General features: G+C 71.6%; 10 protein-coding genes and 1 tRNA gene. 1 reads left to right on the top strand and 10 read right to left on the bottom strand.

Translation table 11 applies throughout. The features are described 5' to 3' along the window. The 9 genes from VHU88_22680 to VHU88_22640 form a co-directional block, all read right to left on the bottom strand. Positions 1 to 77, bottom strand: a tRNA-Thr gene (locus VHU88_22680). A gap of 63 nt (positions 78 to 140) precedes the next feature. Next, positions 141 to 1,511, bottom strand: coding sequence for an FAD-linked oxidase C-terminal domain-containing protein (locus VHU88_22675; protein ID HEX3614509.1), 1,371 nt, complete (start codon positions 1,509 to 1,511; stop codon positions 141 to 143). After that, complete coding sequence (locus VHU88_22670; GenBank protein ID HEX3614508.1) at positions 1,505 to 3,109, bottom strand: alpha/beta hydrolase; 1,605 nt, start codon at positions 3,107 to 3,109, stop codon at positions 1,505 to 1,507. The genes VHU88_22675 and VHU88_22670 overlap by 7 nt, the downstream gene beginning before the upstream one ends. Before the next feature lie 14 nt (positions 3,110 to 3,123). Beyond that, positions 3,124 to 4,695, bottom strand: coding sequence for an alpha/beta hydrolase (locus VHU88_22665; GenBank protein HEX3614507.1), 1,572 nt, complete (start codon positions 4,693 to 4,695; stop codon positions 3,124 to 3,126). Continuing rightward, a complete protein-coding gene (locus VHU88_22660) occupies positions 4,695 to 5,858 on the bottom strand; it encodes a DNA polymerase III subunit delta' (GenBank protein ID HEX3614506.1) in 1,164 nt (387 codons plus the stop codon). The genes VHU88_22665 and VHU88_22660 overlap by 1 nt, the downstream gene beginning before the upstream one ends. 150 nt (positions 5,859 to 6,008) lie before the next feature. Beyond that, positions 6,009 to 8,093, bottom strand: coding sequence for a dTMP kinase (gene tmk, locus VHU88_22655; protein HEX3614505.1), 2,085 nt, complete (start codon positions 8,091 to 8,093; stop codon positions 6,009 to 6,011). Between the two features lie 72 nt (positions 8,094 to 8,165). Then, complete coding sequence (gene topA, locus VHU88_22650) at positions 8,166 to 10,973, bottom strand: type I DNA topoisomerase (protein ID HEX3614504.1); 2,808 nt, start codon at positions 10,971 to 10,973, stop codon at positions 8,166 to 8,168. A gap of 219 nt (positions 10,974 to 11,192) precedes the next feature. Then, on the bottom strand, positions 11,193 to 13,577 hold the full coding sequence (locus VHU88_22645) for a sodium-translocating pyrophosphatase (GenBank protein ID HEX3614503.1): 2,385 nt from the start codon (positions 13,575 to 13,577) through the stop codon (positions 11,193 to 11,195). A 166-nt stretch (positions 13,578 to 13,743) separates the two neighbouring features. Further along, positions 13,744 to 14,085, bottom strand: a complete 342-nt coding sequence (locus VHU88_22640; GenBank protein HEX3614502.1) for an STAS domain-containing protein — start codon at positions 14,083 to 14,085, stop codon at positions 13,744 to 13,746. Between the two features lie 252 nt (positions 14,086 to 14,337). Between VHU88_22640 and VHU88_22635 the strand changes: the two genes are divergently transcribed. Beyond that, the gene (locus VHU88_22635; GenBank protein ID HEX3614501.1) at positions 14,338 to 16,692 is read left to right on the top strand and encodes a DEAD/DEAH box helicase; all 2,355 of its coding nucleotides are present in this window, start codon (positions 14,338 to 14,340) and stop codon (positions 16,690 to 16,692) included. Between the two features lie 349 nt (positions 16,693 to 17,041). Here the strand turns inward: VHU88_22635 and VHU88_22630 are convergent, their stop codons facing one another. Then, on the bottom strand, positions 17,042 to 17,374 hold the full coding sequence (locus tag VHU88_22630; GenBank protein HEX3614500.1) for a TadE family type IV pilus minor pilin: 333 nt from the start codon (positions 17,372 to 17,374) through the stop codon (positions 17,042 to 17,044). Between the last annotated feature and the right edge of the window lie 54 nt (positions 17,375 to 17,428).

Raw genomic sequence — 17,428 nt, 5'->3', positions numbered from 1 at the left:
TGGAGCCGCCTATCGGAATCGAACCGATGACCTACGCATTACGAGTGCGTCGCTCTAGCCGTCTGAGCTAAGGCGGCGTGGGGTCAGGCACGCCCGGCCCCGCCGCCGGACAGCCTACGGCACCGGACATCGACCGAAGGTCAGAGGATCACGCCCGGGTTCAGGATGCCTCGCGGGTCGAACGCCAGCTTGATCCGACGGGTCAGCTCCATGACGTCGGGGCCGACCTGCTCGCTGAGCCAGGGGCGTTTGAGCCGGCCGACCCCGTGCTCGCCGGTGATCGTGCCGCCGAGGCTGATCGCCAGGTCCATGATCTCGCCGAAGGCGGCCTCGGCACGGGCGGTGGCGGCCTCGTCGGCCGGGTCGAACACTAGCAGCGGGTGGGTGTTGCCGTCGCCGGCGTGGGCGATCAGGGCGATCTCGACCTCGCGCACGGCGCCGATGCGGTGCACGCCGTCGACCAGGTCGGGCAGCCGGGGCAGTGGCACGCCCACGTCCTCGAGCAGCAGCTTGCCGCGGCGTTCGGCCGCCGGGATCGCGCTGCGCCGGGCGAAGACGAAGGCCTCGCCCTCCTTGAGGTCGTCGGTCACGGCGATCTCGGTGGCGCGGTGCGCCTCGAACGCGGCGACGATCGCGGCCATCTCCCGATCCCGGGCCGGGCCCTCGGCGTCGCTCTGCGCCACCAGCAGGGCGGCCGCGCCGCGGTCCAGCCCCATCCGCAGCATGTCCTCGACGGCGTTGATCGCCACCGCGTCCATGTACTCCAGCATCGCCGGCCGCAGCGCCGAGGTGATGCGCAGCACCGCGGCGGTGGCGTCGGCGTCGGTGGCGAAGGTTGCGACGGCGGTCGCCGGCGCCGCCTGCGCCGGAATCAGACGCAGCGTCACTTCCGTTACCACGCCGAGGATTCCCTCGCTACCCACCATCAACTTGGTCAGCGACAACCCGGCGGTGTCCTTCAGTCGCGGTCCGCCCAGGCGGATGACGGTGGCGTCGGCCAGAACCACCTCCAGGCCCAGCACGTAGTCGGAGGTGACGCCGTACTTCACGCAGCACAGCCCGCCGGCGTTCGTGGCGACGTTGCCGCCGATCGAGCAGATCTCGAAGGACGACGGGTCCGGCGGGTACCACAGGCCGTGAACCGCGGCGGCGGCCTTCACCTCGGCGTTGAACAGGCCGGGACCGACGACCGCGATGCGGGTCGTCGGGTCCACGTGCATCGCCCGCATGCGTTCGGTGGACAGCACCACCCCGCCCTCGCAGGCCGTGCTGCCGCCGGACAACCCGGTGCCCGCCCCGCGGGTGGTGACCGTGACCCCGTGGACACCGGCCCACCGCAGCGTCGCCTGCACGTGGGCGGTGTTCTCGGCGCGCACGACCGCGACCGGCATCCCGGCCGTCGGGTCGAAGGCCCGGTCCATCCGGTACTTCTCGATCCGGTCGGCGTCGGTGATCACGACGCCGCCCGGCATCGCGCCGGCCAGTTCGGACAGCGCGGTCGCGGTCAGCATCTGGTGTCCTTGGCCGGTGACGTTCCGTCGACCATGTAATTGGTCACCGCCTCGTCGACGCAGGAGTTGTTGGCGGCGAACGTCGTGTGACCGTCGCCGTCGCGGGACAGGAACACACCGGACTCCAACTCGCTCGCGACGCTCTTGGCCCACTGGTACGGGGTCGCCGGGTCGCGGGTGGTCCCGATGACCAGGATCGGCGGCGCGCCCGGCGCCGCGATCGGGCCCGCCTGCGAGGTCGGCTGCACCGGCCAGTAGTTGCAGGGCAGGTTGCCCCAGGCGATGAACGGCCCGAACACCGGGGACTGCTGGGTCAACTTGGGGATCAGGGCCTGGATCTCGGCCGGGGTGTCGGCCCCGGGGTGGTCCAGGCAGTTGACCGCGTAGATGACCTCGTTCTGGTTGTTGTCGTAGTGTCCGTTCTCCCGCTCCGCGTACTGGTCGGCCATCACGAGCAGACCGCCGCCGTTGCCGGCCTCGGCCGCGGCCAGCGCCAACCGCAGCCCTGCCCACTGGTTCTTGGAGTACATGGCGAACAGGATCCCGGTGGTCGCCAGCGCCGCGTTCAGCGGACGCGCGGCCTGCCCGGTCGGCAGCGGGTTGGTCTGCACCGCGGCGAGCATCTTCGCCACCCGCGCGTCGATCTGCGCGGCGGTCGAGCCCAGCAAGCACTTGCCGGCCAGGCAGTTCGCCACGAACGCCGAGTACGCCAGCTGGAATCCCTCGGCCTGACCGATCGACATGTCCGCGGCCGTCAGCGCCGGGTCGATGACGCCGTCGAGCACCATCCGGCCGACCCGGGTCGGGTAGAGGCCCGCGTACACCTCGCCGATGTAGGTGCCGTAGGAGTAGCCCATGTAGTGCAGGACACGGTCGCCGGTGGCGGCGCGCATCACGTCCAGGTCGCGCGCAACCGACGGTGTGCCGAGGTTGGCCAGCAGCGGGCCGTTGTTGCTGCCGCACTGGTCGGCGAAGTACTTGTCCTCCTGCACTACCTCGGCCAGCCGCTCCGGCGTGGTCGGGTCCGGGTCGGTAGCCAGGAACGTGTCCAACTGACTGTCCGTCAGACAGTGGATCGGTTGGCTTCGGCCGACGCCGCGTGGGTCGAAGCCGACCAGGTCGTAGTTCGCGGTGATCTTCTTCGGGAACGCCGCCCAGTCGTTGGCCACGAAGTCGACCCCGGAACCGCCCGGGCCGCCGGGGTTGGTCATCACCGAGCCGAGCCGCTTGCCGGTCGCGGGCACCTTGTCGAGCAGCAGCTGCATGGTCGCGCCGCCCGGGTCCGACCAGTCGACCGGCACGGTCAACTTCGCGCACGACAGGTCGCGCACACGGGCTCCGGCGCTCACGCCGGACGGGCAGTTGCGCCACTCGAGCTGCTGGTCGTAGTACTTCGAGTAAGCCGGATCGACCGACGGGTCGGCCGTACCCAACGGCGTCGGGGTCGCGGAGGCCGACGTCGTCGGGGTCGCGTTGTCCGAGGCCTGCGGGGTGGGCACCGGCGGTGCACCGGACGAAGAACCCCCGTGCAGGTTGCAGGCGGCCAGCAGGGACATTGCGCTGAGCACGCCGAGGACGCGCGACTTACCGACTCTCATGCTCACGACCCTAGTCAGCAGGTGGTGCCGGCCCGTGGAGTCGCGCCGTCGATCAGGTAGGAATCGACCGCCGTGTCGATGCAGTCGTTGCCATGGCCGTAGGACGTGTGGCCGTCGCCGTCGCGGGTCAGCAGCACTCCCGTCGCCAACTGATGCGACAACGCCAGCGCCCACGGGTACGGCGTGGCCGGGTCGTGCGTCGCGCCGACGACCAGGATCGGCCCGGCACCGGTCGCCGGCACCGGACCTGGCTGCGGCGGCGGGTTGAGCTGCGGCATGTCGGCGCAGGTCAGGTTGCCCCAGGCGAAGCTGGCGCCGAACACGACGGAGGCGGCTTTCATCGCGGGCAGCGCCGCCTTCGCATCGGCCACGGTGTCCTCGCCGGGGTGGTCCAGGCAGTTCACGGCGAGGTTGGCCTCGTTCGCGTTGTCGGCGAACTGGCCTGGCCCGGTCCGGTCGAGGATCTGGTCGGCCATCCCGAGCAGGCGTTGGCCGTCGCCGTTCAACGCCTGGTGCAGGGCAGTCGTGAGGCTGTCCCAGTACTGCGTGGGGTCGTACATCGCGAAGGCGACGCCGCTGATCGCGTCGCTCTGGGTGAGCACCCGCTGGTCCGCGGTGTCCATCGGTTCGTTCGCCAATTTGGCGAACAACCCGGTGACCGCGTCGGTGATCTGCTGCCGGCTCGAGCCGATCGGGCAGTGGCCACCGGCCAGGCAGTGATCGGCGTAGCGGTTGAACTCGTCCTGGAACCCCGCCGCCTGCTCCTCGCTGAGCGAGCCCTGGTCCAACGCCGGATCGAGCGGGCCGTCGAGGACCATGCGGCCCACCCGCTGCGGGAACATGCCCGCGTAGAACGAGCCGATGTAGGTGCCGTAGGAGAAGCCGAACCAGTTCAGCTTCGCGTCGCCGACCACCGCCCGCAGGACGTCGACGTCGCGGGCGACGTCGCGGGTCCCGACGTGGGACAGCAGCGTGCTGGACTCGGACTTGCAACCGGCCGCGAAGCCCGCGTCCGCGGCCTGCAGCGTCGCGATCTGGGCGGCGTCCTGCGGGGTGCCGTTGGTGCTGAGGAATGCGTCGAGCTGCGGCCCGGGCAGGCAGTGCACCGGGTTGCTCGACCCGACCCCGCGCGGGTCGAACCCGACGATGTCGTAGTCCTCGCGCAGCTTGGCGCTGAAGATGTCGCGGGCGGCGCGGACCAGTTGGTTGCCGGAACCCCCGGGCCCGCCGGGGTTGATGAACAGCGAACCCAGCCGGTGCGTCGGGTCGGTCGCGGGCAGGCGCTCCAGCGCGAGTTGGAGGGTCTCACCGGTGGGTGCCGACCAGTCCACCGGGACCGTGACGCTCGCGCACTGGAACATGCCGTCGCAGGTGGACCAGGCGGGGTGCTGGCCATAGAACTTGGCCAAGTCGGACGCCGTGGCCGGGTCCGGCGACACCGGCGCCACAGCGGGCGCCACAGCGCTCGCGACGGCCGCCGCAGCCGCCGGCGGGGCGGCCGTGGCGCCGTGGCTCGAGCACCCGGCCAGCCCGGCACACACCGCGGCGACCAGGGCGGCGTAGCACCGACGCGACGTCCGGCACATCACCGCAACGCCAAGGTCATGGACTCCACCGCGAGCAGCGGGGCGACGTTGGCATCCAACGCCGTGCGACAGGCCAGCACAGCCTCGATCTGACGCAGAGTCACTTCTGCGCTGCCTCCCTCGGCCAGTTCGGCCACCTCCGCCGTCCGGTCCTGGTGGACCGCCGGCACGTCCGCCCCCAGCTGTCTGGCCAACACGTCACGGTAGTACGCGACCAGGTCGATCAGCGCCCGGTCGATCCCGTCGCGCATCGCCCGGGTCGCCCGACCCTTCTGGCGCTTCTCCAACTCCTTCAGGGCCGCGGCCGCACCCGGTGGCTGCCGTTCCCGTGGCCCACCCACGCCGAGGGCGGCTTTCAGCGCCTCACGCTCGGCCACGTCGGTAACCGCCGACGTGGCGTCCACGTCGGCCTTGACCGCCTCCAACAGACCGGCGGCCGTGCGCAGGCAGCCCGGCACGTCGCGCAACCCGCGCACGCTGTTCAGCACCGCCGCCCGGCGCTCGCGGGCCTCCGGATCGGCCGCCAGCCGGCGCGCCCGCCCGATGTGACCCTGCGAGGCGTGCGCGGCGAACTCGGCCAGCAGGTCGCCGGCGCCCTCGCCGCACAGCAGTTCCGCGATGTCGCGGGCCGACGGTGTGACCAGGTGGATCGCCCGGCAGCGGGAGCGAATCGTGGGCAGCACGTCCTCCGCCGAGGGCGCGCACAGGATCCAGACGGTGCGTTCGGCCGGCTCCTCGACGGCCTTGAGCAACGCGTTGGCGGCCTGGTCCGTCAGCCGGTCCGCGTCCTCGTAGATCAGGACCTGGTAGCGCCCGCCGACCGGCGCCAAAGCGGCGCGGCGCACCAGTTCGCGGGTGTCCTTGACGCCGATGCTGAGCAGTTCGGTGGCGACGACCTCGACGTCCGGGTGCGAACCGGCCGCGACCGTCTGGCACGAGGAGCAGGTGCCGCAGCCGCCGGTGGGGCACTGGACCGCGGCCGCGAACGCCCGCGCAGCGGTGGAGCGCCCCGACCCGGGCGGGCCGGTGATCAGCCAGGCGTGGGTCATCGAGTCGGAGGTCCGGGAGCCGGGGTGCGCAAGTCGCGCCGCCGCATCGGTTGCCGCGTTCCGCAACGTGGTCGCGGCGCGGTCCTGCCCCACCAGGGGAGCCCAGACCGTCACCGGCTGAACTTCGATCGCCCGCAGACCTTCGTCATCGGCTGACACTGTGACATTTGTTCACTCGCAAGCTCGCTCACTGGCGGACCTCCGTCCGCCTGCACACCTTCAGCAACGGCTGACACTGTGACATTGGTTCACTCGCAAGCTCGCTCACTGCCGCACCGCCGGCCGGGTCGAGTCCGCGGCGGTCGGCTCGACCGGAGCGGGCGCGGGCGGCAACTGATCGCCGATCCGGGCGATCACCGCCGCGTTGATGTCGGCCGGGGTGCCGGCGGCGTCGAGCACCAGGTAGCGCTTCGGGTCGCGCTCGGCCAGGTCGAGGAAGCCCTGTCGGACGCGGGTGTGGAACTCGACCGACTCGGCCTCGATCCGGTCCGGGGTCCCCGCGCGGCGCCGCGTGGCGACCATCGGGTCGACGTCGAGCAGCACGGTCAGGTGGGGCCGCAGACCCTGGGTGGCCCAGCGGGAGAGCCGTTCGACCTCGGCGGCGGACAGCGCCCGACCGGCGCCCTGGTAGGCGATCGAGGAGTCGACGTAGCGGTCGCTGACCACGATCGCCCCACGGTGCAGCGCCGGACGGATCACCGCGGCGACGTGCTCGGCCCGGTCGGCCGCGTACAGCAGGGCCTCGGAACGCGCCGACAGCCCGACGCTGCGGACGTCGAGCAGGACCGAGCGAAGTTGCGCCCCGAGCATGGTGCCGCCGGGCTCCCGGGTGGTCACCACCTCGTGGTCGCGGCCGCGCAGCCAGTCCGCCAGCCGTTCGACCTGGGTGGACTTGCCCGCCCCGTCGCCACCCTCGAAGGCCACGAAGTACCCCGTGGCGATCGGGTCCGCGTCGAAGCTCGTACTGCCCACCGCGGCCGCCAGATCGCGGACCAAGGAGACCCCCCGCCGATCGTCGATGTACCGGTAGCAAAGCACTCCGACCGCAGTGGCGACCAACCCGGCTGCCAGGAACACCACCGCGGCTCCGCTGTAGGCCAGGTGCACCGCGTGGGTGGGCCGCAGCGTGCGTTCCCCGATCGTGCCGGACAGCAAGGGCGCCAGCGCCAGCACCGCGATCAGCGTCAGCCGGGCGCTGGATTGGACGAATGCGAATGTGCGCCCGCGCATCGCGTCCGGGACCTCCAGGCCGAGCAGCGTCCACCCGCTGACCCAGGCGACGCCGGCGGCCGCACCCAGCAGCAGCGTGAAACCGACGACCACCGGGAACTGTGGGGTCAGCGCGATCGCGGTCAGCAGCAGACCCGCCAGGGTGGTCATCAGCCCGAACATCCGGCGCCGGCTCAAGCCGCGAAGCAGACGCGGGCCGCACAGCATGCCGCCGGCCAGGCCGGTGAACACCGCGCCGAACAGGACGCCGTAGCCGGGGTTGCCCGCGTGCAGGCCGCGCACGAACGTCGGCGCCAGGCCGACCACGGTGCCGCCCGCGGCGAACGCCCCGAGCATTCCGATCAGCAGGCCACGCACCAGCGGGGTGGACCCGACGAACCGCCAGCCCTCGGCCAGTGCCCGCAGCGGGTTCTGCGGCGCACCGCCCTGCTCGCGGCGCTGGGGCACCTTCAGCGAGGCGATGGTGAGCGCGCTCGCGGCGAACGTGGCCGCGTCGAACCACAACGCCAGGGCCGTTGGGTGGGCGACGAAGAACGTGAAACGCGCGCCGAGGGTTCCGGTGAGCAGGGACAGGACCGTGAACAGGCCCGCGGCAATCGGCGCCGACCCGTACGCGGTGACCAGGCTCAGTTGATTGGCCGCCTCCAACTGCTCCCGGGGCACCAGGTTCGGGATCGTCGCTTCCTTGGCCGGGATCCAGAACTGGCTGAGCACCTCGGCGGCGAACGTCGCGACCAGCAGCCACCAGAGCGTGTCGACTATCGGGATCGAGGCGAACAGGCCGAACCGGCCGACGTCGGCGATGACCATGGTCGTCCGCCGGTCGAAGCGGTCGGCCACGACGCCGGCCAGCGGCGCGCAGACCAGGGCCGGGACCAGCCGCAGGATGAACACCCCGGCCACCGCGTAGTCGGCCTGCGACATCGAGTGCTTGGTCAGGTCAGCGGCCATCGCGGTGGTGGCCAGCAGGGCCAGCCAGTCGCCGAGGCTGGACAGGCTGAGCACCACCCAGATCCGCCGGAACGAACCGATCCGCAGTGCCTCGCGCAGCCCGCCGGCGGCGCCGAGCGCCGCTGCCGCGGCCCCGGCCGCCCCAGGGTCGGGCGGGGCGGAGGTCATGCCGTCAGACTAAATCGGCGAGCCGACACATCGGCCGAAGTCTGTCGATCTGTGCCGAAACCGCAAGACGACTCAGTCGTCGCCGTCCTCGGCGCCCGGGTCCTTGGCGACGGCCTTCTTCGCCGGCGCCTTCTTCGCGGTGGTCTTCTTGGCCGCCGTCTTCTTGGCCGCGGTCTTCCTCGCCGGCGCGGCAGCCTTCTTGGCCGGGGCCTTGCGCGCGGTCTTCTTCGCCGGGCCGCGGGCGCGGCGGTCGGCCAGCAACTCCGCGCCCCGCTCGTCGGTCAGGTCGTCGACCTCGTCGCCCTTGCGCAGGCTGGCGTTGGTCTCCCCGTCGGTGACGTAGGGGCCGAAGCGGCCGTCCTTGATCACCATCGGCTTGCCGCTCACCGGGTCGGCGCCCAGCTCCCGCAGCGGGGCGGCGGCGGCGGCCCGCCCGCGCGCCTTGGGCTGGGCCAGCAGTTGCAGGGCCGCGTCGAGGTCGACGGTGAGCAGTTGTTCCTCGGCTGCCAGCGAGCGGGTCTCGGTGCCCTTCTTGACGTAGGGGCCGTAGCGCCCGTTCGTGGCCACGACCGGCTCACCCGCCACCTCGCCGAGGGTGCGCGGCAGCGTCAGCAGTTGCAGCGCCACGTCGAGGTCGACGGTGTCCAGCGTCATCGTGCGGAACAGCGAGGCGGTGCGCGGCTTGTCGGTGGAGCCCTCGGGCAGCACTTCGGTGACGTAGGGGCCGTAGCGGCCGTTGCGAGCCACGACGGGCCGCCCGGTGCTCGGGTCGGGGCCGAGGTCGCGGTCGTCGGAGCCGGCGGTGAACAGCTCCAGGGCACGTTCCGGCGTCAGCTCGTCCGGCGGCAGGTCCTCGGGGATGTTGCCGCGCTCGAGGGTGCCGTCGACCTCACGTTCCACGTACGGGCCGTAGCGACCCACGCGCACGATGATGCCGCCGCCGATGTCGAGGGAGTTGACCTCGCGGGCGTCGATCTCGCCGATGTGTTCGCTGACGAGCTTCTTCAACCCGACAGACTCGCCGCCGCTGCCGTCCTCGCCCGGGCCGAAGTAGAACCGGGTCAGCCAGTCGACCATCTGCGCGTGGCCGTTGGCGATCTCGTCGAGGACGTCCTCCATCCGCGCGGTGAACTCGTAGTCCACCAGGTGCGGGAAGTGACGCTCCATCAGACCGACGACGGAGAAGGCCAACCAGGCCGGGACCAGCGCCGTGCCCTTCTTGAACACGTACCCCCGGTCGAGGATCGTGCCGATGATCGAGGCGTAGGTCGACGGGCGTCCGATGTCGCGCTGCTCGAGCTCGGAGACCAACGAGGCCTCGGTGTACCGGGCCGGCGGTCGGGTCTCGTGCGACTCCACGCTCATCCGACTGGCCGTCAGCGGGTCGTTCTCGCTGACCGCGGGCAGCCGGCGCTCGCGGTCGTCGAGCTCGGCGTCGGGGTCGTCGGCACCCTCGACGTAGGCCTTGAGGAAGCCGTGGAAGGTGATGACCTTGCCGGAGGCCGTGAACTCGACGTCCGCACCGCTGCTGGAGGTACCGCCGATCCGGACGGTCACCGACTGCCCGGCCGCATCCTTCATCTGGGACGCGACCGTGCGCATCCAGATCAGCTCGTAGAGCCGGAACTCCTCGCCGGACAGCCGGGTCTGAGCCGGCGTCAGGAAAGTCTCACCGGACGGGCGGATAGCCTCGTGGGCCTCCTGCGCCGACTTCTGCTTGGACTCATAGCGCCGCGGCGCGTCCGGCACGTGGTCGGCGCCGTACAACTGCGCGGCCTGGGCGCGGGCGGCGTTGATCGCCGTCTCGGACATCGTCGTGGAGTCGGTACGCATGTAGGTGATGAAGCCGTTCTCGTACAGCTTCTGGGCCACCTGCATGGTGCGCTTGGCGCCGAACCCGAGCTTGCGAGCGGCTTCCTGCTGCAGCGTCGTGGTCCGGAACGGGGCGTAGGGCTTGCGGGTGTAGGGCTTGCGCTCCACCCGGCGTACCGCGAACGCGGACGAACTGAGCTGGGCGGCCAACGCGCCGGCCTCGACCTCGTCGAGGTGGGCGACCTCCCCGGCCGAGCGCAGCTGACCGTTGGCTCCGAAGTCGCGGCCGGAGGCCACGCGCTTGCCGTCCAGGCTCGCCAGCCGTGCGGTCAGGCTCGCCGGCTCGTCGGCGGTCGCCGTCCGCCCGGTCTCGAACTCGGCCTCGAGGTCCCAGTAGGAGGCGCTGCGGAAGGCCATGCGTTCCCGTTCGCGCTCCACCACCAGCCGGGTGGCCACGGACTGGACGCGCCCGGCCGAGAGGCGGGGCATGATCTTCTTCCAGAGGACCGGGGAGACCTCGTAGCCGTAGAGGCGGTCGAGGATGCGGCGGGTCTCCTGCGCGTCGACGAGCTGCTGATCCAGGTTGCGCGGGTTCTCGACGGCCTCGACGATCGCCCGCTCGGTGATCTCGTGGAACACCATCCGGTGCACCGGGACCTTGGGCTCGAGCAGCTCGTGCAGGTGCCAGGCGATGGCCTCGCCCTCGCGGTCCTCATCTGTCGCAAGGTAGAGCCGGTCGACCCCCACGAGGGCGTCCTTCAGCTTCTTGACCTGGGCCTTCTTCTCGGCGGCCACGACGTACAACGGCGTGAAGCCGTGGTCGACGTCGACGCCGAGCCGCGCCCAGGGTTCCTTCTTGTACTTGGCCGGGACCTCCGCGGCGCCGTTCGGCAGGTCGCGGACATGGCCGTAGGAACTCTCGACGATGTAGGCGTTGCCGAGGTAGCCGGCGATCTTCTTCGCCTTGGTCGGCGACTCGACGATCACCAGCGCCCGCCCGCCGGCAGCGGACTTGGCGGCCCCGCCAGTGCGACCGGAAGCAGGCCTCCTAGCAGAGCCTTCAGTCATCGCCGGACTGCCTGCTTCCGGGCGTACCCGGCGAAGATACGTACCGTCCGGCCACGCGCGATCTCCCGGTTGTGCTGCTCGACTGCTCTTCCCGCTCCCGCGGCGTCCCGGTGTCCGGTTCGACCGCACCCCTGGGGGAGAGTACCTGCCCGGAGGATCCACGCAATCCCGGTGCCCGGGGCGGGCCGGTACGGCCCGCCCCGGAACACCGGTGTGCGACTACGTCGTCGAGTGGGCCGCGTCCGCCTTGGCGGCCTCGGGCGCGGGGCTGTCTCCGACCGCGATGTCCTTGCGCTTGGAGTTGATCACGGCGGCGACGATGATCAGCGCCGCGGCGATCGCGATGCCCGCTCGCTCCCCGGTGTTCTCGTCGTGACCGACTGTCAGTTTCACGACCGCGGGGGCGATCAGCAGCGACACCAGGTTCATCACCTTGATCAGCGGGTTGATCGCCGGGCCTGCGGTGTCCTTGAACGGGTCGCCGACAGTGTCACCGATGATCGTGGCCTCGTGAGCCGGGGAGCCCTTGCCGCCGTGGTTACCGTCCTCGACGAGCTTCTTGGCGTTGTCCCAGGCACCACCGGAGTTGGCCAGGAACACCGCCATCAGGACGCCCGCCCCGATCGCGCCGCCGAGGAATCCGGCCAGCGGGGCGGTACCCAGGCCGAAGCCGACGGCTATCGGGGCCATCACCGCCAGCAGCCCTGGTGTGGCCAACTCACGCAGCGAGTCCTTGGTGCAGATGTCGACGACCTTGCCGTACTCCGGCTTGCCAGTGCCGTCCATGATCCCGGGAATCTCCCGGAACTGGCGGCGGACCTCGAACACGATCGCGCCGGCCGCCCGGGCGACCGCGTTGATCGCGAGACCGGAGAACAGGAACACGACGGCGGCGCCGAGGATGAGCCCGACCAGGATGTTCGGGTTGATGATCTCGAACACCGCCAGCGACTGCCGGATCCGCAGGCTCTTCTCGGACAGGTTCACGCCGGTCTGGTCGATCGCGTTGCCGACCGCGTCCTGGTATGAGCCGAACAGCGCGGTCGCCGCGAGCACGGCCGTGGCGATCGCGATGCCCTTGGTGATGGCCTTGGTGGTGTTGCCGACGGCGTCGAGCTTGGTCAGCACCAGCGCGCCGTCGCCGTGCACGTCGCCGGACATCTCGGCCACGCCCTGGGCGTTGTCCGAGACCGGGCCGAAGGTGTCCATGGCGACGATGACGCCGACCGTGGTCAACAGGCCGGTACCGGCCAGCGCGACCGCGAACAGGGCCAGGATCAGCACGCCGCTGCCGAGCAGGTAGGCCGCGTACACGGCCAGCGCGATCAGCACGGCCGAGTACACCGCTGACTCCAGACCGACCGAGATGCCGGCCAGGATCACGGTGGCCGGGCCGGTGAGCGAGGTGCGGCCGACGTCGATGACCGGCCTGCGGTTGGTCTCGGTGAAGTAGCCGGTCAACTGCTGGATGGCGGCCGCGAGCACGATGCCGATCAGCACCGCGACCAACGCGAACATCCGCGGGTCGCCGGAGACGGTGAACTGCCCGCCGACCACCATGCCCGCGGTCTGCGAGACGTTCTTCAGGCCCTCGTAGTGCGCGGGCAGGAACGCGAAAGCGGCGACGCCGCAGAGAATCGCGGACGTGACCGCGGAGATGAAGAAGCCGCGGTTGATGGCGGTCATGCCGCTGCGGTCGTTCGGGCGCGGGGACACCGCGAAGATGCCGACGATCGCGGTGAGCACACCGAGCATCGGCACGATCAGCGGGAACACGAGGCCGTCGTTGCCGAAGGCCGCGACACCGAGGATCAGGGCGGCGACCAGGGTCACCGCGTAGGACTCGAACAGGTCCGCGGCCATACCGGCACAGTCGCCGACGTTGTCGCCCACGTTGTCCGCGATCGTGGCGGCGTTGCGCGGGTCGTCCTCGGGGATGCCCTGCTCGACCTTGCCGACGAGGTCGGCGCCGACGTCGGCGGCCTTGGTGAAGATGCCGCCGCCGACACGCATGAACATTGCCAGCAGGGCCGCGCCGAAGCCGAAGCCCTCCAACACCTTCGGCGCCTCGTCCTTGTAGATGAGGACCACGACGGAGGCACCGAGCAGACCGAGACCGACGGTGAACATGCCGGCTACACCACCGGTGCGGAACGCGATCCGGGTGGCCGGCTGTTCGCCGCTCTTGCCGGCCCGGGCGGCCGCGGCGACACGCACATTTGCGCGCACGGCCAGCCACATGCCCACGTAGCCGGTGATCGCGGAGAAGACCGCGCCGACCACGAAGAAGATCGAGCGCCCGATGCGTTCCTTCGAGGAGTCCGCAGGCAAGGCGAACAGCACGAAGAAGGCCAGGGCCGCGAACACGGCGAGGGTCTTGAACTGCCGGGTCAGGTACGCCGAGGCGCCTTCCTGGATCGCCGTCGCGATCTCCTTCATCTTCTCGGTGCCCTCGTCGGCCCGTAGGACCTCCTTGACCAGGTACGCCGCCACCAGAAGCGCGAAGACAGCCACACCGGCCACCGCCACGACAATGGCCAGGTTTTGCCCGTGCAAGGAGACCTTGCCACTGCCCGCTGCAGCGGCGAGGGTGATCCCGGACATCAGTCCTCCTCAGGTTCCAGGCGTACCCGGAGCAATCGTGAGCCCGGGGGGACCCGCCGCGGCTCCAGCCGCGCGGGCACTGTTCAGCAACGCGAGGCTGTCACACGCTCGAGCGCTTGCGGAGTCTACGCACGCCGCGACACGCCACCGATCATCGGCCCGGACGTCAGCCGGTCGCACCCACTGCTTCGGCCACGGAGTCGTGGATCGGGAACACCTTGGTGAGGCCGGTGATGCGGAAGATCTTGAGGATGCGCTCCTGGGTACAGACCAGCAACAGCTTGCCGTCGTGGGCCCGAACCCGTTTCAGCCCGCCGACCAGCACGCCGAGGCCGGTGGAGTCGAGGAACTCGACCTTCTCCATGTCGACGATCAGGTTGTGCTTGCCGGAGTTGACCAGCTCGACCAGGCACTCCCGCAACTTGGGCGCCGTGTAGACGTCGATCTCGCCACCGACCTCGACGACGGTGAAGTCGCCTTCGGCCCGGGTATCCAGGGACAGTTCCACGACGGACCTCCACGCTGTCCCCCGGTCGACCGCAGACCGGTTCCGGCCGCGGGCCGCAGCGGCCGCAGGGAATTGCGAACTGCAGATTTCCCGCTGGACAGCTCAGGGCCACCCAGCGGCGCTGCGGGCATTGAATCATCTGTCGCGGGTCGGCCTCGACCGAACGTGCCGTCCCGACGCCGACCGGTAGTCATCGAACGGTCGGCGGGCGAGCCGGTCGCGATTGTCGGTGCGACAAGTCAGACTCCTGCCGTGGCAATTCGCACTGCCGCCGCGGCGACCGAGTCGACCGTCGGCGCCGTCCCGTCAGTCGGGCCGGCCGCGGTGCTGGCAGCCCGCTCCGACCGCGTCACCCACGTCCGGCACCTGCCCGCCCGGCCCGGCCGCACGGTGGCCTGGCCGGCCTGGGTGCCCGCCGAGCTGGTCGAGCTGTGGGCCGGCCGCGGGATCACGCGACCGTGGGAGCACCAGGTGCAGGCCGCCGAGCTGGTCCGCGGCGGGGCCAGCGTGGTGCTGTCCACCGGGACGGCGTCGGGCAAGTCGTTGGCCTACCTGATGCCCGGCCTGAGCGCCCTGTGGGAGGACGACCGGCGGCGGACCCGGGCCAACCGGTGCGGCACTGTCCTGTACCTGGCACCGACCAAGGCGTTGGCCGGCGACCAATTGGACTCGCTGGTGCGTCTCGGGCGAGGCGGACAGTGGCTGCGGCCGGCGCTGTTCGACGGCGACACCCCGCACCCGGAACGCGACTGGATCCGGCGGTACGCCAACTACGTGCTGACCAACCCGGACATGCTCAACCGCTCCCTGCTGCCGGCGCACAACCGGTGGGACCGGTTCCTGGGCAGCCTGCGGCTGGTCGTGATCGACGAGTGCCACACCTACCGCGGCGTGTTCGGCTCCCACGTGGCCCACGTGCTGCGGCGGCTGCGGCGGCTGTGCCGGGCCCACGGGTGTGACCCGACGTTCGTGCTGACCTCGGCGACCGTCGGCGACCCGGCGGGCACGGCGCAGCGGCTCACCGGGCTGCCCACGGCCGCGGTCACCGACGACGCCTCCCCGCGCGCCGCGACCACGATGCTGCTCTGGGACCCGGCGGCCGGCGGAGACGACGAGCACCCACGCCGGCGGCGGACCGCCGTGGCCGAGGCCGCGGATCTGCTCACCGACCTGGTCCTGGGCGGGTCCCAGGCGTTGGCGTTCGTCCGGTCCCGACGCGGGGCCGAGACGGTCTCGTTGATCGCGCGGGAGGCGCTGGCCCAGTGCGCCCCGCACCTGCGCGAGACCGTGGCCGCCTACCGCGGCGGCTACCTGCCGGAGGAGCGTCGGCTGCTGGAGGCGGCCCTGCGGACCGGCGCGCTGCGCGGGTTGGCGACCACCAGCGCATTGGAACTCGGCATCGACGTCGCGGGCCTGGACGCGGTGGTCATGGCCGGGTATCCGGGGAGCCGCGCGGCGATGTGGCAGCAGGCGGGCCGGGCCGGGCGGGCCGGCGCCGACGCGCTGGCCGTGCTCATCGCCCGCGACGACCCGCTGGACAACTACGTCGTCCACCACCCGGAGGCACTGTTCGACTGCCCGCCGGAGGCCGCGGTCATCGACCCGGCCAACCCGTACGTGCTCGGCCCGCACCTGTGCGCGGCCGCGGCCGAGGCCCCGCTGACCGACGCCGACCTGGAGCTGTTCGGCCCCGCTGCGCAGCCCCTGCTGGACGAACTGACCGGCGCCGGGTTGCTGCGACGGCGTAGCACCGGCTGGCACTGGACCCGGCGCGACCCCAGCGTGCTGCCCGGCGACATCCGGGGCGGCGGCGGGCCCGAGGTGCGCCTCGTCGAGCTGCACACCGGGCGGGTGCTGGGCAGCGTCGACGGGGCCCGGGCGCACACCCACGTCCACCCCGGAGCGGTGCACCTGCACCAGGGTCGGACCTACCTGGTGCACCACCTCGACCTCGAGGACGGCGTGGCCTTGCTCGAGCGGGCCGACCCCGACCACACCACGATGGCCCGGCAGATCGCCGACATCGGGATCGTCGACGTCCGGCAGAGCAGCCCCTCGGGTCAAGCGCGGATCCACTTCGGGACCGTGGACGTGACCACCCAGGTCGTGTCCTACCTGAGCAAGCGGCTGCGCACCGGCCAGGTCTTCGCCGAGACGCCGCTCGACCTGCCCGAGCAACGGCTGCGGACCACCGCGGTCTGGTGGACCCTGAGCGAGCGTCAGATCGCCGACAGCGCCGTTCCGGCGGGCGACCTTGCCGGGGCGGCCCACGCGGCCGAGCACGCCTCGATCGGGCTGCTGCCGTTGTTCGCGAGCTGCGACCGGTGGGACATCGGTGGGGTCTCCAGCGCGCGGCACCCCGACACCGGCACGTTGACCGTGTTCGTCCACGACGGGCACCCGGGCGGAGCCGGTTTCGCCGAGCGTGGGTACGCGGTGGCCGCCGACTGGCTCCGGGCGACCCGCGACCTGATCCTTGACTGCCCGTGCGAGGTCGGCTGCCCCAGCTGTGTGCAGTCGCCCAAGTGCGGCAACGGGAATCGGCCGCTGGACAAGGTGGGCGGGGCTCGCCTGCTGAGCGTGCTGCTGGGCGACACCCCGGCCTGAGCGTCCGCGGCATCCGCTGGGCCGGCCCGCGAGCGCGCCCGGACCGCGCGAGTGGTGCCGCTCACTCGCACCCACCGGACGACCTCGATGTCGGCGACAGGGCCTGCCGGATCGGTGTGGTCCAGGATGCAGCGCACCAGGCGGGTGCCGTTGGCCCGAGCCACCGTGGCCGCGCTCGCGCACCCGTCGCCGTGCCCCGCGGCGGCGGCCAGCGCCGCGAGGTCGGCCGCACCGGCCGCCTCGTGCCGAATGGTCAGACAGCGCACCGTGGTCATGGCGCACGCGCCGGCGACCGCGACGATCGCTGCCGCGATCAGGATCAGGATGCTGCCCGAGCCCCGGTCGCGACTCATCGCCGCGCCTCCGGCGGGATCGGCTCCCGCCGGGCGACCGCCGACCCGACGGCCTGCGGACCCAACCGCCCGAGCAGTTGGGTGCGGCTGGATGCGACGACCCGCACCGTCACGAGTTCGCCGGTCGAGGAGGTCCGGACCCGGGCACCGGGCGGACCGATCGACCTGACCAGCTCGGTGACCTGCTCGAGGCTCTCCCCGCGCGCCGCCGCCCGGGCCCCAGCCCGCGCGGCGTCGATGCAGGACATCTGGAGCCCGGCGAGTCCCACCGCCCAGATCGCCACCCACGCGACCACGACCAGGGCGGGCAGCGCCAACGCGAGCTCCACGGTGACTGCCCCGCGGTCGGCCGTCCGAGCAGTCCGGGACCCCCGCCTGCCGGC

It is taken from the genome of Sporichthyaceae bacterium, from assembly GCA_036269075.1.
Lineage (GTDB): Bacteria > Actinomycetota > Actinomycetes > Sporichthyales > Sporichthyaceae > DASQPJ01.
The sequence above is the reverse complement of the archived record's forward strand: the minus strand, read 5'-3'. Positions and strand labels throughout refer to the sequence as shown.